This is a genomic window from Rubrivirga halophila, assembly GCF_046845755.1.
Classification (GTDB): Bacteria; Bacteroidota; Rhodothermia; order Rhodothermales; family Rubricoccaceae; genus Rubrivirga.
In genome coordinates this window covers 1118799-1142554 of sequence record NZ_CP177357.1, presented here as the reverse complement: position 1 = coordinate 1142554, position 23756 = coordinate 1118799, and the positions used below count along the sequence as shown (strand labels likewise).

The window sequence follows — 23756 nt, the reverse complement described above, 5'->3', positions numbered from 1 at the left end:
CCGGAGCCGGGCAGTGTGGATATCTCGCCGGAGCCCGGAATCAGGGCCACGGAGCGCTGCGGGCGGGATCCGCCAGCGTACGGCGCTCCCCGCCCGATCCCGCTATCCCTCGGCGAGTTGGCCCGCCAGCGCCTCCGCCTCAGCGATCAGAACCTCGACCGCATCGAGCCCTCGGTCCCAGAACCCAGGGTCCCGGAGGTCGATGCCGAGCCGGCCGACGAGCACGTGCGGCCAGTCCGAGCCGCCCGCCGCCAGCAGGTCGCGGTACTTGGCCGGGAAGCCCGGGCCCTCCGACTGGTACCGCGCGTAGAGCGCCAGCACGAGCAGTTCGCCGAAGGCGTAGGCGTAGACGTAGCCCGGCGTGTGGACAAAGTGCGGGATGTAGCTCCACCACTGGCGGTACCCCTCGGTCAGCGTCACGCTGTCGCCGTACATCGCGCGCTGGGTCGCCATCCAGTGCTCCGCGAAGTCGTCGGGCGACAGCTCGCCCTCGGCCCGGCGGTGGGCGTGGATCCGGGCCTCGAACCGGTTCATCGTGACCTGCCGGAAGACCGTCGCCATCGTGTCGTCGATCTTCTCCATCAGCAGCGCCAGCCGGTCGGCGGGGTCGTCGAGGCTGGCGAGCATGCGCTGGAAGGTCAGCATCTCGCCAAAGACCGACGCCGTCTCGGCCGTCGTCAGCGGCGTGTCGGCGTGGTAGACCCCCTGCTCGCGCGCGAGAAACTGGTGGACGCCGTGGCCCAGCTCGTGCGCCAGCGTCTGGACGTCGCGGAGCTGGCCGGTGTAGTTGAGCAAAATGTAGGGGTGCGCTGAGGGCACGGCGCCGTGGCTGAACGCCCCGCCCCGCTTGCCCGCCTCGGCCGGCGCGTCGATCCAGCGGTCGTCGAAAAAGCGCTCGACGATCTCGCCCATCGCGGGGTCGAAGTCGGCGTACGCGGCGGTCACCGTCTCGCGGGCCTCGGCCCACGGCACGAACGCGGCTGCCTCGGCCGTCGGCGCGTAGCGGTCGTAGTCGTAGAGCGTGTCGAGGCCGAGGAGGGACCGCTTGAGGGTGTAAAAGCGCTGGACCAAGTCGTACCGCCCCGTCACCGCCTCCACGAGCGCGTCGACGCTCGCGTCGTCGATCTCATTCGACTCGTTGCGGCTCGAGATCCACGAGTCGTAGCCCCGCAAGCGGTCGCTGGACGCCTTGTCGGCCAGGATCGTGTTGAACACGTAGGCGAGCGGGCGCTGGAGCCCGTCGAGCCCGTCGGTCACCGCCTGCGCCGCCTGCTCGCGGACGGCCCGGTCGCCGTCGTGGAGCTTGACGGTCGCCTGCTGGAGCGGGAGGAGCTCGCCGCCGACGTCGAACCGCGCCGCGCCGAGCGTCTCGTCGAAAAACCGGTTCCACGCGCTCCACCCCGTCACGGCCTTCTCGGACAGGATGCGCTCCTCGGGCTCCGACAGCACGTGGTCGCGCGCCTGCGTCTTGAGCTCGAGGTAGTGCCGGTAGGGCGCCAGCTCGGGCGCGTCGGTGAGCGCGGCCGCGCGGTCGGGAGCGAGCCGGGCCCACTCGACATCCACGAACAGCAGCTCCTGCCCGATCCGGTTGTAGGCCTCGCGGACCCGCTGCAATCGCGCGCCGGACTCGGGCGTCTCGGTGTCGGTGCTCCACGCCAGGAACGCGTACGTGTACGCCTTGCCCGCCCGGTCGTGGACGACGGCGAGCGCCGCGAGCGCCGCCGCCAGTTCGGCCGCCGACAGATCGCCCAGGCGGCCCCGGTAGCGCTCGGCGAGCCCGAGCGCCTCGGCCTCCGCGCGCGCGAGGTCATCCGCGAGCGCGGCGTCGGAGGCGTAGAGGTCGGCGAGGTCCCAGCGGACGGATTCGGCGCCCGTGGGGCGATCGGCGACGGCGGGCATAGGGAGGTTCCTGAGGGTGATTGGTCGGCAACGAGGCCCGGCCGCGAGTAGCTTCCAGCGTGGGCCGCAGGGTGTCGCGAAGGGCGACGCCGAAGGTACGGCCCGCTCCACTCCGCTCGATCCCCCGATGGCCCAGGTCCAGGAGCTCGCGTCGACGGCCGACGCCGACGCCATGCTCGCCGCCTCGCACGAGGCCCCCGTCTACCTTTTGAAGCACTCGATCGCGTGCCCCATCTCGGCGCGAGGCCAGATGGAGTTTGTCGGCCTCGAGGGCGACACCGACCCCAAGCTGTACGCCGTCGTGGTGCAGTACGCCCGCGACGTGTCGGGGTACCTCGCCGAGCAGCTCCACGTGCAGCACGAGACGCCGCAGGCGATCCTGATCCGGGACGGCGAGGCCGTCGACGTCAAGAGCCACGGCTCGATCCGCCTGGCCTCACTCCGCGAGGCCTACGCCGAGGCCGCATGACCTCCCGCGTGCTCCTGCTCGCCGCGCTCGCGCTGGCCGCCTGCGCCGACCCCGCCGACGCCCCCCTCGCGACGGCCTCGGGCGGCGGCGTGGCCGCGCGCGAGCGGGCCCCGCAGGTCGTGGTCCCGACCCAGAACGGGCTCGTCGACCTCGCCACGCTCGCCGGCCACCCCGTCGTCCTGCACTTTGGCGACGGCACCGACGGCGACATCGCCCAGGCGCTCGCCGACCTCGAAGCCGCCGGCGCGACGGTCTTGGTCGTCGCCGCGGGCGGCGAGGGCGCCGAGGCCGCGCGCGCGTTCGGGTACGACGGCGCCCCGCTCGCGGTCGTCGTCGACGCCGAGGGCGACGTCCGGGGGCGGTCCACCGCCACGACTGGCGACGGCCTGTTCGCCCTCGCCAGCCCCGTGCTCGCCGAGGCCGACATCTCCGACTCGGTCGCCTGGGGCGGCGCCGACACGCTCGCCCAGCTCCTCGCCAGCGGCGGCGTGGTGGTGGACGTGAGCGAGACCAACGCGGGCCCCGACGTCGCGCTCGACCTGGCCGCCGACACCATGGCCGCCTCGGACCTGCCCGCCGACCTCGGCACGCCGCTCGCGTTCGTCGGGCCGGACGCCGAAACCGCCGCCCGCCGCGCGGCGCGGTGGGGCTACGCCGCCGCGTTCATCGTCGACGAGGAGGGGGCGCTGTTCCCCGTCGAGGCGCCCGCCCCCCGGTCGGCCCGCCGCCCCGGCGGCGTCCGCGGCTAGCTCGCCGGGCGCAGCGAGGATTCGGGGGAAGGGTGCAGGCTCTCTAGGGCGTCCCCTCTCCCACAGGGAGAGGGACAGGGTGAGGGGCGACCGGCTGCGGGGGCGCTATCTGGGCACCGCCGTATGGCTCCCCGCCTGCGCGGGGATGACTCAAAGTGGAGGGGACTGGCTTTCACAACCAGTTTCTGAGCGTGGGAAGGATGACAGCCGCTCAGGATGACCGGCGGCCTGGGTCTGCGCGTGGGCAGGGTGCGGCCCTGCTCGGGGCTCACAGAATCCTGAGGATTGGCTGAGGGCGCGAGCCTGAAGGTGCCCATCGGGCGCGGACGGGGCGAATCCGTCACCTTGCGCGCCCCACCACCGCCGCACGCCCGATGCCCCTGTCCATCGCCGGACTCTACGAAGACGCCGTCGCCACCTCCCCAGCGGGCGACGCCATCACCCAGATCGTGCTCCGCCTGTCGGAGCCCCCCAGCGACGACTGGATCGAGGCGTTCCACCACGAGTGGGCGCTGACCAGCTACCCCCGCAAGCGGAGCGCCCGCATCGGGGCCGTGCGCCTCCCGGGCTCGGCCGCCGTCCGGCACGGGCTCCTGCTGTCGTCGTCGCCGCAGGACTTTGTCGACAAGCACAAGCGGCACCTCGAGGACGCCGTGCTCCGGGCGAACGACCGGATGCAGCAGCGCGACCGCCAGCGCGACATGACGATCGCCGAGGCGGCCCAGGTCATCCGCGAGATCAACCGGGCCCACTACGGCGACGCCCCGGGCTCCGACGGCGCCTCGGGCGCCCCCATCGTCCGGCTGGCGGTGTAGCTACACCGAGCGCGCGGCGTGGCGGCCCGCGGTCCGGCCCGTAAAGAGGCAGCCGCCCAGGAAGGTGCCCTCCAGGGCGTTGTAGCCGTGGTAGCCGCCGCCGCCGAACCCGGCCGCCTCGCCGACGGCGTACAGGCCGGGGACGGGCGCGCCGTCGGCCCCGAGCGCGCGGCCGTCGAGGTCGGTGTGCACGCCGCCCAGCGTCTTCCGGGTCAGCACGCGGAGGCGGACGGCGATCAAGGGGCCATGCGCGGGGTCGAGCAGCTTGTGCGGCCTCGCCGTGCGGATCAGCTTGTCGCCCCGGTACGCGCGGGCGCCGTGGAGCGCGAGGATCTGGGCGTCTTTCGCGAAGGGGTTGTCGATCTGGCGGTCGCGCGCCTCGATCTGGCGGCGGACGTGGTCGGGGTCGAGGCCGGGCTCGGGTTCGAGCGTGTTCATCCCGGCGACCAGGTCGCCGAGCGCGTCGCGAACGACGAAGTCCACGCCGTGCTGCTTGAACGCCTCGACGGGCGGCGGGGCCCCCTTGCCGAGCAGACGACTCTTGAGCAGCGCCGGCCAGCTCCGGCCCGTGATGTCGGGGTTCTGCTCCGAGCCCGACAGCGCGAACTCCTTCTCGATGATCGACTGCGTGAGCACGAACCACGAGTGGTCGTAGCCCGTCGCCCGGAGGTGGCGCAGCGTCGCGAGCGTGTCGAAGCCGGGCATCAGCGGGGGCGGCAGGCGGTCGCCGCGGGCGTCGAGCCACAGCGACGAGGGGCCCGGTAGGATGCGGATCCCATGGGTCGGCCAGATCGGGTCCCAGTTCTCGATGCCCTCGACGTAGTGCCACATCCGGTCGCCGTTGATGATGGCCGCACCCGCCGCTTGCGCCGCCTGCATCCCGCGCCCGTCGACGTGCGCCGGGACGCCCGAGAGCATCGTCGCCGGCGGCTCCCCCAGCCGCGCCGGCCACGCGGCCCGGACGGCGGCGTGGTCGGCCCCCATCCCCCCGCTGGCGACGACCACGGCGCCAGCCGAGATCTCGAAGTCGCCCACCACCTCCCGGTTCGAGGCCTCTCCCCTCTCGACGCGCGCCGGCGCCAGCCGCGCGCCGGCCACGCCCGTCACCCGGCCGTCCGTCGACACGAGCCGGTCGACGCGGTGTCGGAACCGGAGCGCGATGCGCCCGGCCGCGACGTGCGCGCGCACCCGGCGCTCGAACGGCTCGACGACGCCCGGCCCGGTCCCCCACGTGAGGTGGAATCGCGGGACGGAGTTGCCGTGGCCGTCCGCGAGCCCGCCGCCCCGCTCGGCCCAGCCGACGATGGGAAACCAGCGCATGCCTTGGGCGCGCAGCCACGGCCGCATCTCGCCCGCCGCGAAGTCGACGTAGGCCTCTGCAACGCGGCACGGCCACGCGTCCTCGGGCCTGTCGAACGCCGCCGAGCCGAGCCAGTCTTGCAACGCCAGCTCGCGGCTGTCGCGGATGCCCATGCGGCGCTGCTCGGGCGTGTCGACCATGAACAGCCCGCCGAGCGACCAGAACGCCTGCCCGCCCAGGTAGCCGCCCCCCTCCTGCTCGACAATCACCACGCGGCGCCCCGCGTCGGCGAGCTCGGCGGCCGCCGCCAGCCCCGCCAGCCCGGCCCCGACGACGACGACATCTGTGGAATCACTCATAGAAGTGCCGGAGGCGGGACTCGAACCCGCAGGGCGCGGACGCCGGCGGATTTTAAGTCCGCTGTGTTTGACCAGTTTCACCACTCCGGCGCGGCAGGCGCGGGCACGGCGTAAGCTACGCGCCCCCCGCCCGCGCCCATGCCCGATCGCCTCCGTGCCCTCGCCGCCGCCATCTCTGAGCGGTCGCACGCCCCGTACTCCGGAGCGCCCGTCGGCGTGGCCGTCCTGCTGGCCGACGGGCGGACCGTCGCGGCGCCCCGCATCGAGAACGCCTCGTTTCCGCTGACCATCTCGGCGCTCCAGGGCGCGCTCGCGGCGCTCGCCGGCGGCACGCCCGTCGCCGTCGCCCAGAGCACGCCGCTCGGGCCGCACGCCCTGGGCGCCCTCGCCGGCGCCGCGCCGGCCGACTGGCGGATTGTCGGGCCCGACCTCGCGGTCGCGGGCGGCACGCTGCCCGACCTGGGCGACCCGGTCGACTTCGGGCTCGCCGACGCCCCCGCCGACCACGTCAGCGGAGCCGACCTCGCGCTCGCCGTCTCCGCGCGCGCCGTCGTGCCGGCGTCCGACTTCCCCGTCGGGGCCGTCGTCGTGGACACCGACGGGCGGGCGGTCTCCGGGGCCAACGTCGAGATCGCGACCGACTGGGCGGCCGGCCTGTGCGGCGAGCGGACGGCGCTCGTGGCCGCGCAGGCGGCGGGGCTCGGGCCCATCCGCTCGCTCTACGTGGCGTGTGTCAAGGCCCCCGGCGGGACGCCGTGTGGCGGGTGCCGCCAGGTGATCGCCGAGCTGGCGCCGGACGCCGACGTCGTCATCTGGCGCGGCACCGGCCCACCCGACGTGACCTTGCCCGACGCCCTGCTCCCCGGCGCCTTCCGCGGCGACGCCCTGGGCCGCTAGCCGCTCGCGCTCCGGCAATCGGGCCGCCGCGCCGTCGTTCCGGCCGCCCCGCTCACGCACACGTTGGACCTCTCCCTCGCCGTCTCCCCCGTTGTCCTGGCCGTCGCCGCCGTCGCGGCGGGCGCGCTCGCGTGGGCGACGTACGGCCGGAGCACGCCGACCGTCACCGGCTGGCGGCGCGGAGGACTCGCAGCGCTCCGCTTCGGGGCTCTCTTCGTGGTGATCCTGCTCCTGCTGGAGCCTGTCTGGACCCGGATCACGCGATCGGGAGAGCCGCCCCTGCTGGCCGTCTTGGTCGACGACAGCGAGAGCCTCGCGCTCGGCGACGGCCCCGCCGCCGCGCTCCGCGCCGCGCTCGACGACCTTCCCGACGACGCCGCGCTCCGCTTCTACCGCTTCTCGTCCGACGCCCGGCCCGAGGGCGCGAGCCTGCCCGGCGACAGCCTGCGCTTCGACGGCGAGCGGACAGATATCGCCGCCGCCCTCACGCGTGTCGAGGCCGACTTTGCGGGCCGCAACCTGCGCGGGGTGGTCCTGCTCAGCGACGGCCGCGTCACCGACGGCCGCAACCCAGCGTACCTCGCCGAGCGCTCCGCCGTCCCCATCTGGACCGCGACGGTCGGCGACAGCCTGTCGACCCGCGACGTGCGGCTCGAGCGCGCCGTCACCAACGACGTGGCGCGCGTCGGGAGCCCGCTCCCCATCCAGGCGGGCATCCGGGCGACCGGGTACGCGGGGCGGCCCGCCTCGGTGACCGTCACCTCGGGGGGCCGCACGCTTGCGCGCACGACCGTCGAGGTCCCGTCCGACGGCGCCGAGGCCGTCGTCGACCTCAGCGTCACGCCCGGGGCGCCCGGCGTCCGCCGCTTTACGGTCACCGTCGGCCCGCTGGCGGGCGAGGCGACGGTCCGCAACAACCGCCAGACGGTCACCGTGCGCGTGCTCGACGACGACCGCCGCGTGCTGCTCGTCGCCGCCGCGCCCGGGCCGGACGTCGCCGCGCTCCGCGCCGCGCTCGACGCCGACGACTCGGTCGACCTGACGGTCCGCACCCAGCGCTCGCCGGGCTTTTTCTACGAGGGCGCCGTCCCCGATGGGCTTGCGCGCTTCGATGCCGTCATCCTGGCCGGCTACCCCGGCACCGCCGCCGACGCGTCGACGGCCGACCGCATCGCCGACGCCATCGCGGGCGGCTTGCCGGCCGTGTTCGTGCTCACGTCCGGCACCGACCTGACGCGGCTGGCGCGGACGTACGGCGATGTGCTCCCCGCCGCGCCCTCGGTCGTGCGCCCCGGGACCGTCGAGGCGGGCTGGTCCCCCACCCCGGCCGGTGAGGCGCACCCGGTTCTCGACCTCGGCGTCCCCGCCGCCCGCCTTGCCGCCCTCCCCCCGCTCGCCGCCAGCCCTACGCGCTACACGTTGCAACCCGGCGCGCGCGTGCTCGCGACCGTCCGCCGTGGCGCGACCGCGCTGGAGGCGCCGCTGCTGGCGGTCCGTCAAAACGGCGCCGTCCGCACGGCGGCCGTCTACGGCGCCGGCACGTGGCGCTGGCGGACACTGCCCGACGACCTCGACGACCTGCGCGGCGTTCACGCCCGCTTTGTCGACCGGCTCGTGCGCTGGGCGACGGCGCCCCGCGACCGCCGCCCCGTCCGCGTCCGCCCCGACCGCGCGACATTCGGCGAGCGCGACCGCGTCACGTTCACCGGCCAGGTTTACGGCGACGGGCTCGAACCGATCGACGACGCCCGGATCGAGCTGACCGTCGACGGGCCGGGCCCGGCCGAGCGCGCCACAATGCGCCCGCTCGGGAACGGCCGCTACGTCGCCGACCTCGGGGTCCGCCCGCCCGGCCGCTACGCGTTCTCCGCCCAAGCCACGCGGGGCGGGGCCGCGCTGGGCACCGACCGCGGCGGGTTCGCCGTCGGCGCCATCGCCGCCGAGTTCCGCCAGCCCGGCGCCGACCCCGCGCTCATGCGCCAGGTCGCCCTGCGGTCCGGCGGCGCCGTCGTCGGCCTCGACACGCTCGGCGCCTTCGTGCGCGGCTTGCGCCAGGCCGGCGCGCTCGAAGACCGCCCGCTCGTCCGCGAGGACGCGACGCCGCTCCTGGGCATGTGGCCTCTGCTGGTGCTGGCGCTGGCGCTGCTCACCGTCGAGTGGGTCTGGCGCAAGCGCATCGGGATGGTGTAGCGCGGGGCCCTGCTCGCGAGGCGCGAGAGGGCGTTGGTGGACCGTGCGTGCCCATCGGTGGGCCGTGCGCGGCCATCGGTGGACGGTGTGCGCGCACCGGTAAGACCGCGCCCCACCTCTGTGGGCCGTGCCCACGCGTCGGTAGGTTGCAAGCGCCCGTTGGTGGAGCGTGCGCACCCGTCGGTGGACCGCGAGGCGCCTCCGGTAGGCCGCGAGCGGCGACTGGTGGGCTGTGTGCGCTCGTCGGGAGGCCCAGACGGCGCCCCGGCGGTGCCCTCCTGCCGGTTGCTCCACGCGAGGGTGCCAGGGCCTAGGCCTCCGTCTCCGTCTCCGTTCGTTGGCGCGCGATGTACGTCAGGCCCGCTCCTGTGACCGCCACCGCATAGACGCACGCCGTCGCCACCAGCCAGACGTTGCCCGCCGCCGCACCGCCGATGCCGAGCGCGACCGCGGGGACGTAGAAGACGGCCACCCGGAGGACGCCGAACAGCACGTGTACGAGCGCCCCGAGGGCCCGTCCGACAGCCCGCAACGGGCGCACGGCGGACCGGTCGGTCCACCACGCCAGCCCCTCGACGGTGTCCACGACGCCTTCGTTGAACCGGGCCGCGAGGTCCTCGGCCTGGTCGCCCAGCGTTTCGAGGCGGTCGAGGAACGTGGGCATGGGGACGTCGGACGGAGTCCCCGGGTATCAGGCGCTCCGCCCGTCGGCTTAACCCCCGACGCCGCGGCCGATGCGCCCCCACCTCGGCCGGCCGGCCTCGTCGTCCCACGAGAAGTACACCCCGAGCGCCTTGCCGATCACGTGGTCGAAGGGGACGAACCCCCACGTCCGGCTGTCCGCCGAGTCGTCGCGGCTGTCGCCGAGCACGAAGTAGTAGTCCTGGGCGAAGGTGTAGGCCTCGGCCGGGCGGCCGTCGATCGCGAAGCCCTCGGCCGTCCGCTCGGCCGTGTGCCCCTCGAACCGCTCGATGAGGGTGCGGACGACCGGCCACGACGTGTCGTCGAGCCGCACCGTCGTGCCCCGGGCGGGGATGACGATCGGGCCGTAGTCGTCCAAGCTGTAGCGGCGGGCGGCGGGGAAGGCGGCGCTGCCGTCGCCGGGCGGGCGGAGGTACGGCGTGACCTCCTCGACCCCGTCGAGCGCCCCGAGCGCGCTCGCCTCGGCCGGCGTGGCCGAGGCCACCCAGGCCCCGGGGCCGGCCCGCTGCACGCGCCCGTCGAGCCCGACCGCCGCCAGCGCCTCCGACGTCGGAAGCCGCCCCCGCAGGCGCCACAGCCGCCGGCCGTCGGCCGGCGCCGGGACGGCCGCCCCGCCCGCGACGACCCCCTTATCGCGGATCCGGATCGTGTCGCCCGGGAGCCCCACGATCCGCTTGATGTACGGGACGCGGGCGGCCACGTCGGCCGGCAGGCCGGGCGGGTAGTTGAACACGGCCACGTCGCCGCGGTCCGGCCCGTCGACGCCGGGCAGGCGCCGGCCGAGCACGCGCGGGCCGTAGTGGAGCTTCGAGACGAGGACGAAGTCGCCGACGAGGAGGGTGTCCTCCATCGACGTCGACGGAATCCGGTACGCCTCGAACGCCAGCACGCGGAGCGCGAGCGCGAACACGATGGCGCCGAGCAGGATGCGCACCCACGCGCCGAGCGCTTCGGGCCGCGTCGCTCGCGTGTCGGCCGGGGCTGGCGAGGCGAGGTGGTCCGCCGGCTCCGGTGCTCCCGGCCACCGCGTCCACCCCACGTGACCGCCCGACGCGGCGTCAGCTCCCGGGCGCGGAGCCGCGCCAGGCCACGGCGACCAGGCCCCGAGTCCGACAGGGCCCGCCTGCACGCCCGCGTCCCCAGGCGACGGGTCGGCTGCGCTCGGGTCAGGATCCGGGGGCGTGGGGAGGTCGCGCATCACGAGCCGTCAGGGGCGGGCCGTCCGGCGGGGCGCCTCACGGGATGGGCCGGAAAAAGCGCAGCGGGCGGACGAACGGGAAGTCCCCCTTGAACGACAGGAACGTGATCGTCGCCTTTCCGACCAGGTGCGAGTGTGGCACGAACCCCCAGTAGCGGCTGTCGACGGAGTTGTCGCGGAAGTCGCCCATCGCCATGTAGTAGTCCTGCGTGAACGTGTAGCTCGTGGCGGCCGCCCCGTCGACGAGCACGCCGCCCGCGCCGTCGGAGTCGAGCGTGCGCCCCTCGTGCCGGGTGATGGCCTCGCCGTACAGGTCGATGGTCGCCGCCGTGAGCGGGATCGTCAGGCCCGCCATCGGGACGACGCGTGGCGAGACGTGGTCGGGGTTGGCGCCGTACGTCACGTCGACGTTTCGCTCGTCCAAGATGAACGGCTCGACGCGGGCCACGTCTGCGCGGGCGGCGAGCGCTTCCACCTCGGGCGGCGTCGCGAACACGTCGTAGCGGATGACGCCGGTCGAGTCGCGCAGGATCGAGCCGGGCAGCTGCTCGATCCCCATCTCGTCGAGCTGCCGGGCGCTTGCACCGGTCTCCCCCGTCCCGATCACGGTCCAGCGCTGCTTCATCGTCGGCGCCAGCGGGACCGGCGTGCCGTTGATGTGCAAGATCTTGTCGAGCACGGCGAGCGTGTCGCCGGGCAGCGCCACGAGCCGCTTGATGTAGGGCGCGCGGCGCTCGATGGGCACGGTCGCCGGGATGACGCCGCGCTCCACGTCGCGCCCCGCGGGGTAGTTGAACACGACCACGTCGCCGCGCTGGGGCTCGGTAAAGCCGGGCAGCCGCACCTGGGGGAACACGACGCCGCGCAGGTACACGGACGTGAACGGGATGCCGATCGTGGCCGGCGTCCGGGGCCCCCAGTGGACCTTCGAGACCAGCAGGAAGTCGCCGACGAGCATCGTGTCCTCCATCGACTCCGAGGGGATCCGGTACGGCTCGACCAGGAAGGCCCGGAGCAGCAGGATGGCGGCGATCGCCTTGACCCAGTACCACAGGTTGTCGCGGAAGGTGGGCACGGGCCGCTCCGGCTTGGCGGAGCGTCGGGGCGAGGCGGTCGCGGGCAAGGCGTCGGGGGGAGGCGGAGCGGGAAGCTACGGGGGCAGACGGGGCGGGATGCGCGGCGGACGGGAGGTCTGGAGTCGCCGCTGCTGGCGCCCCGCTACCGGTGGATCACCCAGCGCTCGGAGTCGCGCCCGGCCCAGCGGGGCGCGCGGACGGGCACGGCGTACTGACCGACCTCGCCGTTGTAGCCGGTCCGGAACCACTGGCCGCGCTCGTACGAGTGGTAGTAGTCGAGCCAGGGGTCGGGGCGGCGGGCGGCCGCCAGGCGGCGCGACAGGTCGGCCTTGAGCGCGGGCAGGATCGGCGCGTACGTCTCGTCGCTGGCGATCAGGAGGCCGCGCCCGAACGGCCCGTCGACGTCGAGGGCCAGCATCGGGATCGAGTCGTTGACGACGAACCAATACTCGAACTGGATAAACTCGGAGCCGCCGTAGCCGTGGCGCTTCTGGGCGTCGCCGTTGCGCGTCGGGTCGCCGAACGCGGCCTGCAAGAGCCCCCGGAGGTCGGCGGTCGCCGACGTGTCGGTGACGAGCCCGCGCTGGGGCTGGGCCGCCAGCCAGTACGTCTCGCGGTACTGCTCCAGGAAGCTGCCCTGCGCGCCGGGCTCCACCTTCCGCCAGCGGAGCGTGTTGAGCCGGGCGGCCAGGATCGCGCTGTCGGCGCGGGCCTCCTCGGCGGCCCGGGCGCTGTCGACGGCGGCCTGCCGCCCGGCCTCGACGGCCAGAAACGCGCGCGTCCAACGGTCGACGGTCCCGAGTTCGGCGAGCGGACGGGGCGCCAGCCGGTCGCCGCGCTCGGCCAGCACCTCGGCCACGCGCGCGTCGCGGCGCTGCTGCTGGAGCACCTCGACGACGGTCTGGGCGCGAGAGGGACGCGGGAGGAGGAGGCAGACGAGAGTCATGAGCAGACACACCATCGACCACTGGCGTGCCCATCCCTCCATCCCATATCCCATATCCCTCATCATCTACTCCATCGAGAGGACGGCGAGGAAGGCCTCCTGGGGGACCTCGACCGCGCCGACCTGCTTCATCCGCTTCTTGCCCTCCTTCTGCTTCTCGAGCAGCTTGCGCTTGCGGCTGATGTCGCCGCCGTAGCACTTGGCCGTGACGTCCTTGCGCAGCGCCTTGACCGTCTCGCGCGAGATGATTTTGTTGCCGATGCCGGCCTGGATGGCCACGTCGAAGAGCTGGCGCGGGATGAGCTGGCGGAGCTTCTGGGTGAGCCGCTTGCCCATGTCGTAGGCCTTGTCGCGGTGGACGATCGTCGACAGCGCGTCGACGGCGTCGCCGTTGAGCATCACGTCGAGCTTGACGAGCTTCGAGGCCCGGTCCTCGATAAAGTCGTAGTCGAACGAGGCGTAGCCGCGGCTGACCGACTTGAGCTTGTCGTAGAAGTCGAAGACGATCTCCGCGAGCGGCAGCTCGTACTTGAGGTTGACGCGGTCGGTCGTGAGGTACTCCTGGGTGAGGTACGTCCCGCGGCGGTCCTGGCAGAGCCCCATCAGCGTGCCGACGTACTCGACGGGCGTGATGATCTCGGCCTTGACGTAGGGCTCGCGGACGGCCGAGATGCGGCCGGGGTCCGGCATGTCGGACGGGTTCTCGACGACGATCTCGCTCCCGTCGCTCAGCTCGAGGTTGTAGCGGACGTTCGGCATCGTGGTCACGATGTCGAGCCCGAACTCGCGGTCGAGCCGCTCCTGGACGACCTCCATGTGGAGCATCCCCAGGAACCCGACGCGGAACCCGAACCCGAGCGCGGCCGACGTCTCGGGCTCGTACGTGAGGGCGGCGTCGTTGAGCTGGAGCTTTTCGAGCGCCGCGCGCAGGTCCTCGAAGTCGTTGGAGTCGGTCGGGTAGATCCCCGAGAACACCATCGGCTTGACGTCGCGGTATCCCGGGAGCTGCTCGGCCGCCCCGCCGCGCTGGTGCGTCACGGTGTCGCCGACGCGCGTGTCGGCCACGTCCTTGACCGACCCGATGATGTAGCCGACCTCGCCCGGGCCGAGCTCCTTCGTCGGCTCCATCTTGAGCTTGAGGTGCCCGATCTCCTCGGCCTGGTACTTCGCGCCGGTCGCCATAAACTGAATCGCGTCGCCCTTGCGCAGCGTCCCCTCCTTGACGCGGACGTAGACGATCGAGCCGCGGTACGTGTCGAACGTCGAGTCGAAGATGAGCGCCTGGAGCGGCGCCTCGGGGTCGCCCGTCGGCGGCGGGACGCGCTCGACGATCCGCTCCAGCACGGCGTCGATGCCCATGCCGGTCTTGGCGGAGACGTGGAGCACGTCGGCCGGGTCGCCGCCGATCAAGTCGGTGATGGACTGGGCGACGAGCTCGGGCTGCGCGCTCGGCAGGTCCACCTTGTTCAGGACCGGGATGATCTCGAGGTCCTGGCCGATCGCCATGTAGAGGTTCGAAATCGTCTGCGCCTCAATCCCCTGCGCCGCGTCGACGACGAGGATGGCGCCCTCGCACGCGTTGAGCGCGCGGGAGACCTCATACGTAAAGTCGACGTGGCCCGGCGTGTCGATCAGGTCGAGCACGTACTTCTCGCCGTCGGCCGCCGTGTAGGGCATGCGGATGGCGTGGCTCTTGATGGTGATCCCGCGCTCGCGCTCGAGGTCCATCGAGTCCAGGACCTGGGCCTGCATCTCACGGCTGGTGAGCGTGCCGGTGGCCTCGAGGAGCCGGTCCGCCAGCGTCGACTTGCCGTGGTCGATGTGGGCGATGATGCAGAAGTTTCGGATCCGGCTCTGGTCCACGTAGGCGGGGCGTCGGGGGGCGGGTGTCGGGCAACGGCGAAAGTACCGCCCACGTTGCCGGGCCCTGCGGAATACCCTGTGAGCACGGGGCGGGTCAACCGCCGAGCTGGACGCGCAGGCCGGCGGAGACCTGCGCCCCGGGCGCGAGCGATCGGGCGACCGCGTCGACCCAGACCCCGACGCCGACCCGGCGGACGGGGTACACGTCGAGCCCTACGCCCGCGCTCAGCATCGGCACCACGCGGCGGTCCTCGCGTGTGACCCCGTTGGCCCCGACCATCACGCTCCCCCCCGCCCCCAGGGTCGCGTGCAGCGCCATCCCACCCGACACCGCTTCGGCTGCGACGGTCCCCTCGGCCGACGTCCACCGCTGCTCGATCCGGGCGCACCGGTCGAAGCAGTCGACGTCGGCGAGGGGCCCAACGAACTGAGCTGCGCGGACGCCGACCCAGAGCCGCCGGCTCGCGCGCCCCTCGACGGCCGCCGTGCCCCCGGCGTAGGCGTGCCCGCCGGCCGCCGCCAGCGCGGCGCCGGTGCCGATCTGCCAGCCTGGTGGGGTCTGCGCCTGGGCGGGGCCGCACGCGAGCACGAGCAGGACGAGGACGAGACGCATGGGGTGGTGGGACGGGCGGCTCAGGGCCGGGCGCGATGGCCCGACGCACGCCAGACCCGGGGGCGGATTCGGCTACATACCACCCCGGGCGCCGAGTCGGCGACCCAGACCCGAGCGCCCTTTAGCCGTCCAACTCGACGAGCCGGTACACGTCCGCCAGCGGGACGGTCAGCGCCAGCTCCGCGCTCTCGACCGTCGCGTCGAGGCCGAGCGAGAACTCGAGCCCCCACCCGTCGGCCCGCCTCACGACGCGCGTAACCTCGGCGCGGTCGGGCTCCACCATCCAGTACTCGGCCAGGCTCTCGATGCGCGTGTACGCCGTCAGCTTGCGGCCCCGGTCCCGCCCGGCCGTCGACGGCGAGGCGACCTCGATCAGGAGCGTCGGGTTGAGGAGCACCGGCGGCACGTCGTCGGTGTACTCGGGCTCGCCGCAGACGAAGACGAGGTCCGGGTAGCCGTACCGCCCCGCGTCCGTGCGGACGCGCTGGTCACCCGCGCCCCCTCGGCATCCGCGCGGCCCGAGCCGAGCGTTGAGCAGCATCGCGAGGTTGAGTGTGACCTGGTTGTGCGACGGGCTCGCGCCGGCCATCGCGACGGTCCCCGTCTCGTCGTAGCCGTGGACAGGCACGACGACGCCGTCCCAGTACTCGTAGCGCTGGTCGGGCGAGGCGGCGTCGAAGGCGAAGTACTCCTCGACGGTCATCCGGAGGGGTTGGGCTTCGGTCATCGGTCCGGTGGCGTGCGCCCAAGGTAGGAAATGGCCCGTCGGCTCCAGCGCGGCTAGTCCCCGAACCGCCGGCGCTCGAGGCGCGCGGTCCCGTCCGCCGCGAGCGTGACCACGAACAGGTCGCCGTACGCCGACTCGTCGAGGTCGGCCATCGGCTCGCCCGTCAGCTCGGCGATCATCGTCGGGACGGTGTTGCTGTGGCCGGCGACGATTGCGGCGCCGCCCGCGTTCTCGGCCGCGATCCGGCGGGCCTGCTGGCGCAGGGTGCTCGCGAGGTCCGGGCCGCCGAGCGGCAGGATCGCGACCTCCATCCCGAGCCGGTCCGCGAGCGGCGCGACGGTCGAGCGCGAGCGGGCAAACTGGGAGCTGTAGACGGCGCGGATCTCGGCACCCGCGAGCAGGTCGGCAAGCGCGGCGGCACGCGCGGCGCCCTGCGCCGTCAGCGGCGGGTCGTCGGCGGGCGCGGCGGCCTTCTCGGCGTGGCGGACGAGGTAGACCGTCGTGGCCGGCGGCGCCGGGGGGACGGCCGGGGCGCAGCCGACGACGAGGGCGGCGAGGAGGACGAGAGCGAGGCGCATGGACAAGGCGGCAAGGGCCGGAAGGATAGACGCATCGGCCCCGCCGGGAGGATCCTCCGGGTTGACGGCTCCGGGCTCCGAGTGCCATCTTCCCACACACGTCTTGGACACGTCGATGGAGACCTCCGACCTCCCCACCCTCTCGCTGGCGCCCGCCGGCGACGGCGCCGCAAGCGACGCGCGGTGCCTCCAGTGCGGGACGGCGCTCGCGGGCCCGTTCTGCCACGGCTGCGGCCAGCACGAGTCGGTCGCCGACCGCCTGACGTTCCGCTCGCTGTGGCACGACTTCCGGGTCCGCCGCCTCAACCTCCACCGGGGGCTGCTGCGGACGGTGCTGGACGTGATGCGCAACCCGGGCGCCGTGGCGCTCGCGTTCGTCGAAGGGCGGCGCCAGACCTACACGCACCCGATCACGCTGCTCTTCGTCGCCTACGCGCTCTACGCGGTCATCTACGGGGTCTTCGAGAACGACCTGCACGCGATGATGCGCGCGCAGCTGGACTCTCAGCTCGCCGCCGCGCTCCCGGCCGACGCCAGCGCGGACCCGGCGATGGCGTTCGCGACGACTGCGATGGAAACGACGATGGAGGTGCTGTTCACCTACGGCGCCTACTTCACGCTGTTCATCATTCTGCCGTTCGCGGCGCTGCTGCGCTGGCTGCTGGCGGACCGCGGCCGCACGATGGCCGAGTGCGCTGTCTTCGGCGCGTACCTCGAGGTGGCCGTCGTCATCCCGAGCATGCTGGTCTTCATGCCCCTGAGCGCCTGGCTGCAGTCGGCGCCCCTGAGTTCGGGCGGGCTGGTGCTGTACTTCGTCTACGCGGCCATCGGTGCGCGGGGCTTTTTCGACCGCCGCCCCGGTTCGGTCGGGCTCTCCGTCCTGTCGATCGTCGTCGCGCTCGTGATCTACTTCGCCGTGTTCATGGTGGGCGCGCTCGCCATCGGGTTCTGGGCGGGCTGGCAGGGCGCCCACGCCGGTTAGGCTAGTCCTCGGGCTCGCGCATCCGCGCCAGCACGCCGACTGCCAGCAGGGCCAGCCCGGCCGCCATCAGCACGCCCGACAGCGCTGGCCGCAGGGGGCCAACCGTCCACCCAAGGGCGGCGCCGACAAGGTTCAGCAGCGCCAGCCCGGCGCCGCCCGCCAGCAGGGTCAGGCCGGTTCGGTCGAGTGGGTTCATTCGTCGGAGGGAAGCTCGCCGAGTCCCTCGACATCCGCGAGATCCTTAAGCCGGCCGGTCGCCAGCTTGTTGGCGATGAGACACTCCCGCCCGATGACGGGGAGACGCAACTCGCCCACGTCCACGTAGACCCGGCCGGGATAGCAAGCCTCGAACGTGGCTCCGGTGATCGACGTGATCACATCGATCCGCCGAGGCGCCCGCCCGAGTTGAATGATGACATCTTCTGCGGCGAAGTCCTCCCGTTGCAGTCCGAGGCTCTGGAATCCGAACGCTCCGAGCGCCCGCACGACGCGGTCCCCGTTCTCCGGCGTCGGCTCAACCCATAGGTCGAAGTCGTCGGTGGACCGTGGGTACCCGTGCGCCATCACCGCGTGCCCGCCGACGACCATGAACCGCACGTCATGGGCGACGAACAACTCGGCACACTCGAGGAAGTCCTGGGGAAGCGTCATAGTCGATCCCATAGTAGCGTCGCCGGAGGTCCTCCCCGGCCGCGAGCCGCTCGGACATCGGCCGTGTCTGCCAGTACACCCAATCCGGGGGCTCCTCCCCCATCTTGTAGACGTGGACCGGCCAGTCCGAGCGGTCGGGGCGGGCGGGCTCAGACATCGAGGTCGGCGACGGTCGCGGCCTGGTCCATGATGAACGTGAAGCGCGGCGCGGCGTCCTTGCCCATCAGGTCCGTCACGGTCCGCTCGGTCTCCAGGAGCGCGCCCTCCGGAATCGTGACCTGGAGCAGGCGGCGCTTGTCGGGGTCGAGCGTGGTCTCCTTGAGCGTCGCCGGCATCATCTCGCCCAACCCCTTGAAGCGCTGGACCTCGATCGTCGTACGCGGGTTCTTGCGCTGGATCTGGCGGACGATCTTGTCGCGGTCGGCCTCGTCGAGCGCCCACCACGTCTCCTTGAGCGCGTCGATGCGGAAGAGCGGGGGCTGGGCGATGTAGACGTAGCCCTGGTCGATGAGCGGCCGCATGTAGCGGTACAGGAACGTCAGCAGCAGCGTCGCGATGTGGAGCCCGTCGGCGTCGGCGTCCATCAGCAGGATCACCTTGTGGTAGCGGAGCTTGCTCACGTCGAGGTCCTCGCCGATGCCCGCGCCGAGCGCGTCGACGATGTTCGAGAGCTCCTTGTTGGCGAGCACCTTGGCGCGCGTGGCCTGCTCGGCGTTGAGCACCTTGCCGCGGAGCGGCAGGATCGCCTGCGTCTTGCGCTCGCGGCCCTGCTTGGCCGAGCCGCCGGCCGAGTCGCCCTCGACGATGAACAGCTCGGACTCGGTCGGGTCGGTCGACGAGCAGTCCGCCAGCTTGCCGGGCAGGTTGAGGCGGTGGCTGACGGCGCTCTTGCGGCGGACCGTCTGCGCCGCCGCCCGGCTCGCCTGGCGCGCCTTGGCCGACTGGATGATGCGCGCGACGATGCTCTCGGCCGCCGACGGGTTCGCGTTGAGGAACTGCTCGAAGTCGGTCCGAAACGCGCCCGACACCGCCGACCGCGCCTCGGGGTTGTTGAGCTTTTCCTTGGTCTGGCCCTGGAACTGCGGGTCGACGTGGTACAGGTTGACGACGGCCACCATCCCCTCGCGGATGTCGTCGGCCGTGATGTCGAGCTTTTTCTGGCCGAGGTCGTGCGTCTCGATGTAGTTGCGGATCGCCTTGGTGACGCCGTCCTTGAGCCCCTGCTCGTGCGTGCCGCCGTCGCGCGTCGGGATGCCGTTGACGAACGAGGTGATCGACTCGCGCGGAGCCTCGGTCCAGACAAAGCACAGCTCGGTCCGCAGGCCGTCGTCGAGCGCGTCCTGGCGGACGACGAACGGCTCGGGGTGGACGCGCCGGGTCGCGGCCTCGGTGACCAGGCGGTCGAGGTACTCGACGATGCCGCCCTCGTGGTGGTACTCGACGCGCTCGCCGGTCGCCTCGTCCTTGAAGACGATCCGCAGCGCCCCGTTGAGGTACGTCTTGACCTCCAGGTTTTCCTTGATGACGCCCGCGTCGAGGTCCGTCTTGTCGAAGATCTCGGGGTCGGGCGTAAACGTGATGGCCGTGCCCGTCCCGCGCACGTTCGAGCGGACCGTCTTGAGCTTGGTCACCGGCACGCCGCGCTGGTACGTCTGCTCGTACAGCTTCCCGTCGCGCTTGACCTGGGCGACCAGCTCCGACGACAGCGCGTTGACGACGGACGAGCCGACGCCGTGGAGCCCGCCCGAGGTCACGTAGCTCGACCCGTCGAACTTGCCGCCCGCGTGCAATGTGGTCAGGATGACCTGGAGCGCGGGGACCTTCTTGGTCGGGTGCTTGTCGACCGGGATGCCGCGCCCGTTGTCGGAGACGGTCACCGTCGAGCCGTCGCGATGGAGCACGACCTCGATCTGGCTGGCGTAGCCGTTCGTGGCCTCGTCGACGGCGTTGTCGACGATCTCCCAGACCAGGTGGTGGAGGCCGGCCTTGCCGGTGCCTCCGATGTACATGCCGGGGCGCTTGCGGACGGGCTCGAGCCCTTCGAGCACCTGGATGTCGGCGCCGGTGTATGTCTGAACTTCGGCCATCTGAACGCAGGGGGGACGTTTTCGTAGCCCGAAGGTACGCGGCGGCGGTGACAGCCGCGCGACACCCGCCCGCACGGTTCGGGACCCCGGTCCGCCGCCGCGCGTGGGCCCGGATCACGCCGCACCGCCATGCCCGCTCTCCCCTCCCCGTCCGCGATGCCCGCCGCATTTGTCGCCACCTGGATGGCGCGCGACGCGGACGCGCTTGCGGACCTGTTCGAGCGCGACGCCGAGTTCGTCAACGTGGTCGGCCTGTGGTGGCACGACCGGGCGGCGATCCGCCGGGCGCACGCCTACGGCTTGCGCGTCATCTTCCCCAACTCGACGCTGCGCGTGGTGCGGACGCGCGAGAAGGCGCTGGCGGACGGCGTCGCGGTCGTCCACGCCGTGATGGCGCTGGAGGGGCAGTCGGCGGGCGGCGGGGTCGCGGCGCCGGGCGCGCGGCAGACCGTGTTCACGTTCGTGATGCGCCGGGGCGCGGACGGCTGGCGGTGCGCGGCGGCGCAGAACACGGACCGGGTGGCGGGCGCCGAGACGCACGCGAGGGACGCCAGCGGCGCTCTCCGCCCTGCAGACTACCGCGCTTGAGCTTCCCCGCCTCGGGCCCGAGGCGAGTGAGACCGATGACCGGTGGAGCTGTAGATCCGGGCGTTCGGGGTAGAGCACCTCAGTCGGAGGGCTCGCCTACATGCCCACGACACCATGCGTTTCGCCGCCCTCCTCGCCGCCGTCGCCCTGACGGCCCCGGTCGCCTCCGCCCAACTGGCCGTCCTTCCCTACGCCGGGTACGACCTCGAAGCTCCGAATCCGCTCGTCGGCCTCGGCGTCGAGATCGGCCTGCCCACTGCGGCACCCGTCGCGCTGGCAGTCCGCGCCTCCGGCGAGTTCGTGGTGCCCGCCGAGTTCGACCGGGACGGCCGCGTGTTCAACAAGGAAGTCTTGCAAGGCAACCTCGACGTGGTCGCGTCCTTCGGTGCCGGCGTGGCTCGGCCGTATGTCGGCGCCGGCGTGTCGTTCGTGAGCCTGGAGCTCGACACCGCCGACGACGACGCGGTCGAGGGCGACCTGGACAGCAGCTCGCGCTCCGTCGGTGGGAATGTGCTGGCGGGCGCGACGTTCGGCAGCGGACTCATCGCTCCATTTGCGCAGGCCCGCGCCTCCATCGGCGACCGGACCGCCGTCACTGTCTCCGGCGGGCTGCGGATCGGATTCTAGACTGTGCCGCCTCGCACCGACAGGCGCCGTGTCGCACATGCCAGCCAAGGACGCGTGTGGGGAGGTCACTCCCGCCCCGGCAGATGCAGCTCCACGGGGTCCGGCGTGGCCGCCTTGAGCGTCCCCTTCGAGATGATCGTCGCGCCCTTGTTGCCCCGGTTCGAGACCTCGAACTTGGTCGTCCGCACGATCTCCGTCCGGCCCCGGCTCGTCTCGACCTCCAGCCCGCGCCGCGCGGCGTCGGAGAGCGCCATGCCGAGCACGCGGTCGTCCGTCCCGGAGAGCCGCATCGCGATCACGCCCTTGGCGGCGCTCTTGAAGACGGGCACCTGGGGCACGGGGAAGATCAGCGCCCGCCCCTGCCGGCTCGCCAGGCACACGTTCTCCGAGCCCGACGCCACCTCGGCGTTGACCACGCGCTGGTTCGGCGCCAAGCGCATCATCACGCGGCCGTTCTTGTTCGACGGGTCGATAAACGGCTCGACCTCCAGCCGCACCGCCAACCCGTCCGAGGACACGGCGACGAGGTACGGCCCGAGCACGGTGTCGGCGGGCGGGGCGCCGTCGCCGGCGAACAGCTCCGGCTGGGGCACGCCGCCGACCTCGGGGATCCCGACCGGCAGCACGCGGGGGTCGAACGGGGCCACGCCCACGACCGTCTCGCGGTCGGCGAAGTCGAAGTACTTCTGGACCGGGTCGCCATACCCCGTCGTCTGCGGCAGGTCGTCCACGCGGACGGTGTAGCAGCGCCCGGCGGACGACATAAAGCCCATCGTGGCGCGCGTCGAGGCCGCGAGCGCGTACAGCACGCGGTCGCCCTCGCGGACGCGGATCGCGCCGAGGTCGGTGTACGAGCGCTGGCGCTTGACCCAGCCGTCCTTCGTCACGATGACGTAGACGTCCTCCTTCAAGATGTAGTCCTCGGCGGCGTACTCGATGACCGCGTCGGGCCCGGCGACCGTCGTGCGGCGGTCGTCGGCGAACTGCTTGCGGGCGGCGCGGAGCTCTTTGCGGACCATCCCCCACCGCCCGGCCTCGTCCGCGAGCAAGGCGCGGATCTCGGCGGCGCGCGCCTCCTTCTCGGCCAGCTCCTTGCGGATCGCGTCGATCTCCATCCGCGCCAGCCGGTACAGCTTGATCTCGAGGACCGCGTCGGCCTGGTCCTCGTCGATCCCGAAGCGGTGTCGCAGGCGCGCGTTGGCGTCGGCCTTGTTCTTCGAGGCGCGGATCAGCTTGATGGCCTCGTCGAGCGCGTCGAAAATGATCTCGAAGCCCTTGAGGATGTGGATCCGCTTTTCCAACGCGCGCAGCTCGAACGCCAGCCGCCGGGTGACGACCTCCAGGCGGAAGTCCAAAAAGTGGCGGAGGGCGGTCCGCAGGTCCACCTTTTCGGGCGCGGCGACCTCCGGGTTGTCGGTCGGCACGAGCGCCGTGAGGTTGACGTGGAAGCGCGTCTGGAGCGGCGTGTGCTTGAAGAGGTACGCCATCGCCGCCTCTGACGACGACCCGCGCTTGAGCTCGAGCACGATCCGCACGTCCTCGGTCGACTCGTCGCGGATGTCGACGATCTGGGGCACCTTCCCGCCCCGGATGTGGTCGGCGATCTTCTCGATGAGGTCGCCCTTCTGGACCGCGTACGGGATGGACGTGACGACGACGGTCGTCTTGCCCTCGGTCGTGTACTCGCCCCTCAGGTCGATGGCGCCCTCGCCGGTCTCGTAGATCTTTTGGATCTCGGCCGCCGTGTTCAGGATCCGCCCGCCCGTCGGGAAGTCGGGGCCCTGGACCGACGCCAGCAGCGTCTCGATCCGCGCGTTCGGGCTCTTGATGAGCGACAGGCACGCGTCGATGATCTCGCCCGCGTTGTGCGGCGGCACGTTCGTCGCCATCCCGACCGCGATGCCCGTCGCGCCGTTGATCAGGAAGTTGGGGACCGGCGCCGGGAGCACGACGGGCTCGAACAGCTGGCCGTCGTAGGTCGGCCGGAAGGCGACCGTGTCCTGCTTGATCTCGGCCAGGAGCGCCGCGCCGAGGGGCCGCAGGCGGGCCTCGGTGTAGCGCATCGCCGCCGGCGAGTCGCCGTCGAGCGAGCCGAAGTTGCCCTGCCCGTCGACGAGCGGCGCACGCAGCGACCACGGCTGGGCCATCCGGACCATCGCGTCGTAGATGGCCGTGTCGCCGTGGGGGTGGTACTTGCCCATCACCTCGCCGACGATCGTGGCCGACTTGCGGAACCGGGCGTCCGGCTGGAGCCGCAGGTTCGTGGCCATCGCGTACAGGATGCGGCGCTGGACGGGCTTGAGGCCGTCGCGGACGTCGGGGAGCGCGCGGCTCGTGATGACCGACAGGGCGTAGGTGAGGTACCGCTCCTTGGCCGTTTCGTGGAGCGGGATCGTGTCGACGACGGGCATTTATCCAGATCTGGGGGGACGGATCCAAG

The 23756-nt window shown here is 72.6% G+C and carries 22 protein-coding genes and 1 tRNA gene; 8 read left to right on the top strand and 15 right to left on the bottom strand.

Features of this window, described 5'->3' with window-relative positions:
* Positions 1-102: 102 nt before the first annotated feature.
* Positions 103-1899, bottom strand: coding sequence for a M3 family oligoendopeptidase (locus tag ACLIRP_RS04875; RefSeq protein WP_412062836.1), 1797 nt, complete (start codon positions 1897-1899; stop codon positions 103-105).
* A gap of 127 nt (positions 1900-2026) precedes the next feature.
* Between ACLIRP_RS04875 and ytxJ the strand changes: the two genes are divergently transcribed.
* From ytxJ to ACLIRP_RS04860, 3 genes are all read left to right on the top strand, one after another.
* Positions 2027-2368 (top strand): bacillithiol system redox-active protein YtxJ, encoded by a 342-nt coding sequence (gene ytxJ, locus ACLIRP_RS04870; protein WP_412062835.1) that lies wholly within the window; start codon positions 2027-2029, stop codon positions 2366-2368.
* Entirely contained in the window at positions 2365-3117 is a 753-nt protein-coding gene (locus tag ACLIRP_RS04865; protein ID WP_412062834.1) for a hypothetical protein, read from the top strand. Before ytxJ ends, ACLIRP_RS04865 begins: the two co-directional genes overlap by 4 nt.
* A gap of 374 nt (positions 3118-3491) precedes the next feature.
* On the top strand, positions 3492-3932 hold the full coding sequence (locus ACLIRP_RS04860; RefSeq protein WP_412062833.1) for a hypothetical protein: 441 nt from the start codon (positions 3492-3494) through the stop codon (positions 3930-3932).
* On the opposite strand, the gene ACLIRP_RS04855 is transcribed toward ACLIRP_RS04860, so the two are convergent.
* Both ACLIRP_RS04855 and ACLIRP_RS04850 read right to left on the bottom strand, forming a co-directional pair.
* Positions 3933-5591: an FAD-binding dehydrogenase gene (locus ACLIRP_RS04855; RefSeq protein WP_412062832.1), complete on the bottom strand. Its 1659-nt coding sequence runs from the start codon at positions 5589-5591 to the stop codon at positions 3933-3935.
* Between the two features lie 5 nt (positions 5592-5596).
* Positions 5597-5681 (bottom strand) — tRNA-Leu (locus ACLIRP_RS04850).
* A 48-nt stretch (positions 5682-5729) separates the two neighbouring features.
* Here ACLIRP_RS04850 and ACLIRP_RS04845 point away from each other — a divergent pair.
* Entirely contained in the window at positions 5730-6488 is a 759-nt protein-coding gene (locus tag ACLIRP_RS04845) for a cytidine deaminase (protein WP_412062831.1), read from the top strand.
* Between the two features lie 63 nt (positions 6489-6551).
* Positions 6552-8678, top strand: a complete 2127-nt coding sequence (locus ACLIRP_RS04840) for a hypothetical protein (protein WP_412062830.1) — start codon at positions 6552-6554, stop codon at positions 8676-8678.
* Positions 8679-8988: 310 nt separating this feature from the next.
* Here ACLIRP_RS04840 and ACLIRP_RS04835 read toward each other — a convergent pair whose 3' ends face one another.
* The 8 genes from ACLIRP_RS04835 to ACLIRP_RS04800 all read right to left on the bottom strand — a co-directional run bounded on the left by ACLIRP_RS04835 (position 8989) and on the right by ACLIRP_RS04800 (position 16381).
* Positions 8989-9342, bottom strand: coding sequence for a hypothetical protein (locus ACLIRP_RS04835; protein WP_412062829.1), 354 nt, complete (start codon positions 9340-9342; stop codon positions 8989-8991).
* A 48-nt stretch (positions 9343-9390) separates the two neighbouring features.
* On the bottom strand, positions 9391-10314 hold the full coding sequence (lepB, locus tag ACLIRP_RS04830) for a signal peptidase I (protein WP_412062828.1): 924 nt from the start codon (positions 10312-10314) through the stop codon (positions 9391-9393).
* 301 nt (positions 10315-10615) lie between these two features.
* The gene (lepB, locus tag ACLIRP_RS04825; RefSeq protein WP_412062827.1) at positions 10616-11701 is read right to left on the bottom strand and encodes a signal peptidase I; all 1086 of its coding nucleotides are present in this window, start codon (positions 11699-11701) and stop codon (positions 10616-10618) included.
* A gap of 95 nt (positions 11702-11796) precedes the next feature.
* Positions 11797-12600 (bottom strand): hypothetical protein, encoded by an 804-nt coding sequence (locus ACLIRP_RS04820; RefSeq protein WP_412062826.1) that lies wholly within the window; start codon positions 12598-12600, stop codon positions 11797-11799.
* A gap of 66 nt (positions 12601-12666) precedes the next feature.
* On the bottom strand, positions 12667-14463 hold the full coding sequence (gene lepA / locus ACLIRP_RS04815) for a translation elongation factor 4 (RefSeq protein ID WP_412062825.1): 1797 nt from the start codon (positions 14461-14463) through the stop codon (positions 12667-12669).
* A 94-nt stretch (positions 14464-14557) separates the two neighbouring features.
* Entirely contained in the window at positions 14558-15076 is a 519-nt protein-coding gene (locus ACLIRP_RS04810) for a hypothetical protein (RefSeq protein WP_412062824.1), read from the bottom strand.
* Between the two features lie 121 nt (positions 15077-15197).
* On the bottom strand, positions 15198-15803 hold the full coding sequence (locus ACLIRP_RS04805) for a Uma2 family endonuclease (protein ID WP_412062823.1): 606 nt from the start codon (positions 15801-15803) through the stop codon (positions 15198-15200).
* A 53-nt stretch (positions 15804-15856) separates the two neighbouring features.
* Positions 15857-16381, bottom strand: coding sequence for a histidine phosphatase family protein (locus ACLIRP_RS04800; protein WP_412062822.1), 525 nt, complete (start codon positions 16379-16381; stop codon positions 15857-15859).
* Positions 16382-16496: 115 nt separating this feature from the next.
* Between ACLIRP_RS04800 and ACLIRP_RS04795 the strand changes: the two genes are divergently transcribed.
* Positions 16497-17363, top strand: a complete 867-nt coding sequence (locus ACLIRP_RS04795; protein ID WP_412062821.1) for a DUF3667 domain-containing protein — start codon at positions 16497-16499, stop codon at positions 17361-17363.
* Between the two features lies 1 nt (position 17364).
* Here the strand turns inward: ACLIRP_RS04795 and ACLIRP_RS04790 are convergent, their stop codons facing one another.
* The 3 genes from ACLIRP_RS04790 to ACLIRP_RS04780 all read right to left on the bottom strand — a co-directional run bounded on the left by ACLIRP_RS04790 (position 17365) and on the right by ACLIRP_RS04780 (position 20101).
* On the bottom strand, positions 17365-17559 hold the full coding sequence (locus ACLIRP_RS04790) for a hypothetical protein (protein ID WP_412062820.1): 195 nt from the start codon (positions 17557-17559) through the stop codon (positions 17365-17367).
* Positions 17556-18014 (bottom strand): hypothetical protein, encoded by a 459-nt coding sequence (locus tag ACLIRP_RS04785; protein ID WP_412062819.1) that lies wholly within the window; start codon positions 18012-18014, stop codon positions 17556-17558. The genes ACLIRP_RS04790 and ACLIRP_RS04785 overlap by 4 nt, the downstream gene beginning before the upstream one ends.
* Before the next feature lie 149 nt (positions 18015-18163).
* Entirely contained in the window at positions 18164-20101 is a 1938-nt protein-coding gene (locus tag ACLIRP_RS04780; RefSeq protein ID WP_412062818.1) for a DNA gyrase/topoisomerase IV subunit B, read from the bottom strand.
* Positions 20102-20257: 156 nt separating this feature from the next.
* On the opposite strand from ACLIRP_RS04780, the gene ACLIRP_RS04775 reads away from it, so the two are divergent.
* Both ACLIRP_RS04775 and ACLIRP_RS04770 read left to right on the top strand, forming a co-directional pair.
* A complete protein-coding gene (locus ACLIRP_RS04775) occupies positions 20258-20689 on the top strand; it encodes an SgcJ/EcaC family oxidoreductase (protein WP_412062817.1) in 432 nt (143 codons plus the stop codon).
* A gap of 114 nt (positions 20690-20803) precedes the next feature.
* Entirely contained in the window at positions 20804-21316 is a 513-nt protein-coding gene (locus ACLIRP_RS04770) for a hypothetical protein (protein WP_412062816.1), read from the top strand.
* A gap of 65 nt (positions 21317-21381) precedes the next feature.
* Here ACLIRP_RS04770 and ACLIRP_RS04765 read toward each other — a convergent pair whose 3' ends face one another.
* Positions 21382-23727 carry a DNA topoisomerase (ATP-hydrolyzing) subunit A gene (locus ACLIRP_RS04765; RefSeq protein ID WP_412062815.1) on the bottom strand — a complete coding sequence of 782 codons (2346 nt, stop codon included), beginning with the start codon at positions 23725-23727 and terminating at the stop codon, positions 21382-21384.
* Positions 23728-23756: the final 29 nt, after the last annotated feature.

Bases quoted from the DNA above. Each gene is read 5' to 3' on its own strand.
- ACLIRP_RS04875 (WP_412062836.1), bottom strand. From the start codon at position 1,899: ATGCCCGCCGTCGCCGATCGCCCCACGGGCGCCGAATCCGTCCGCTGG.
- ytxJ (WP_412062835.1), top strand. From the start codon at position 2,027: ATGGCCCAGGTCCAGGAGCTCGCGTCGACGGCCGACGCCGACGCCATG.
- ACLIRP_RS04865 (WP_412062834.1), top strand. From the start codon at position 2,365: ATGACCTCCCGCGTGCTCCTGCTCGCCGCGCTCGCGCTGGCCGCCTGC.
- ACLIRP_RS04860 (WP_412062833.1), top strand. From the start codon at position 3,492: ATGCCCCTGTCCATCGCCGGACTCTACGAAGACGCCGTCGCCACCTCC.
- ACLIRP_RS04855 (WP_412062832.1), bottom strand. From the start codon at position 5,591: ATGAGTGATTCCACAGATGTCGTCGTCGTCGGGGCCGGGCTGGCGGGG.
- ACLIRP_RS04845 (WP_412062831.1), top strand. From the start codon at position 5,730: ATGCCCGATCGCCTCCGTGCCCTCGCCGCCGCCATCTCTGAGCGGTCG.
- ACLIRP_RS04835 (WP_412062829.1), bottom strand. From the start codon at position 9,342: ATGCCCACGTTCCTCGACCGCCTCGAAACGCTGGGCGACCAGGCCGAG.
- ACLIRP_RS04820 (WP_412062826.1), bottom strand. From the start codon at position 12,600: ATGACTCTCGTCTGCCTCCTCCTCCCGCGTCCCTCTCGCGCCCAGACC.
- ACLIRP_RS04810 (WP_412062824.1), bottom strand. From the start codon at position 15,076: ATGCGTCTCGTCCTCGTCCTGCTCGTGCTCGCGTGCGGCCCCGCCCAG.
- ACLIRP_RS04805 (WP_412062823.1), bottom strand. From the start codon at position 15,803: ATGACCGAAGCCCAACCCCTCCGGATGACCGTCGAGGAGTACTTCGCC.
- ACLIRP_RS04800 (WP_412062822.1), bottom strand. From the start codon at position 16,381: ATGCGCCTCGCTCTCGTCCTCCTCGCCGCCCTCGTCGTCGGCTGCGCC.
- ACLIRP_RS04795 (WP_412062821.1), top strand. From the start codon at position 16,497: ATGGAGACCTCCGACCTCCCCACCCTCTCGCTGGCGCCCGCCGGCGAC.
- ACLIRP_RS04790 (WP_412062820.1), bottom strand. From the start codon at position 17,559: ATGAACCCACTCGACCGAACCGGCCTGACCCTGCTGGCGGGCGGCGCC.
- ACLIRP_RS04785 (WP_412062819.1), bottom strand. From the start codon at position 18,014: ATGACGCTTCCCCAGGACTTCCTCGAGTGTGCCGAGTTGTTCGTCGCC.
- ACLIRP_RS04780 (WP_412062818.1), bottom strand. From the start codon at position 20,101: ATGGCCGAAGTTCAGACATACACCGGCGCCGACATCCAGGTGCTCGAA.
- ACLIRP_RS04775 (WP_412062817.1), top strand. From the start codon at position 20,258: ATGCCCGCCGCATTTGTCGCCACCTGGATGGCGCGCGACGCGGACGCG.
- ACLIRP_RS04770 (WP_412062816.1), top strand. From the start codon at position 20,804: ATGCGTTTCGCCGCCCTCCTCGCCGCCGTCGCCCTGACGGCCCCGGTC.
- ACLIRP_RS04765 (WP_412062815.1), bottom strand. From the start codon at position 23,727: ATGCCCGTCGTCGACACGATCCCGCTCCACGAAACGGCCAAGGAGCGG.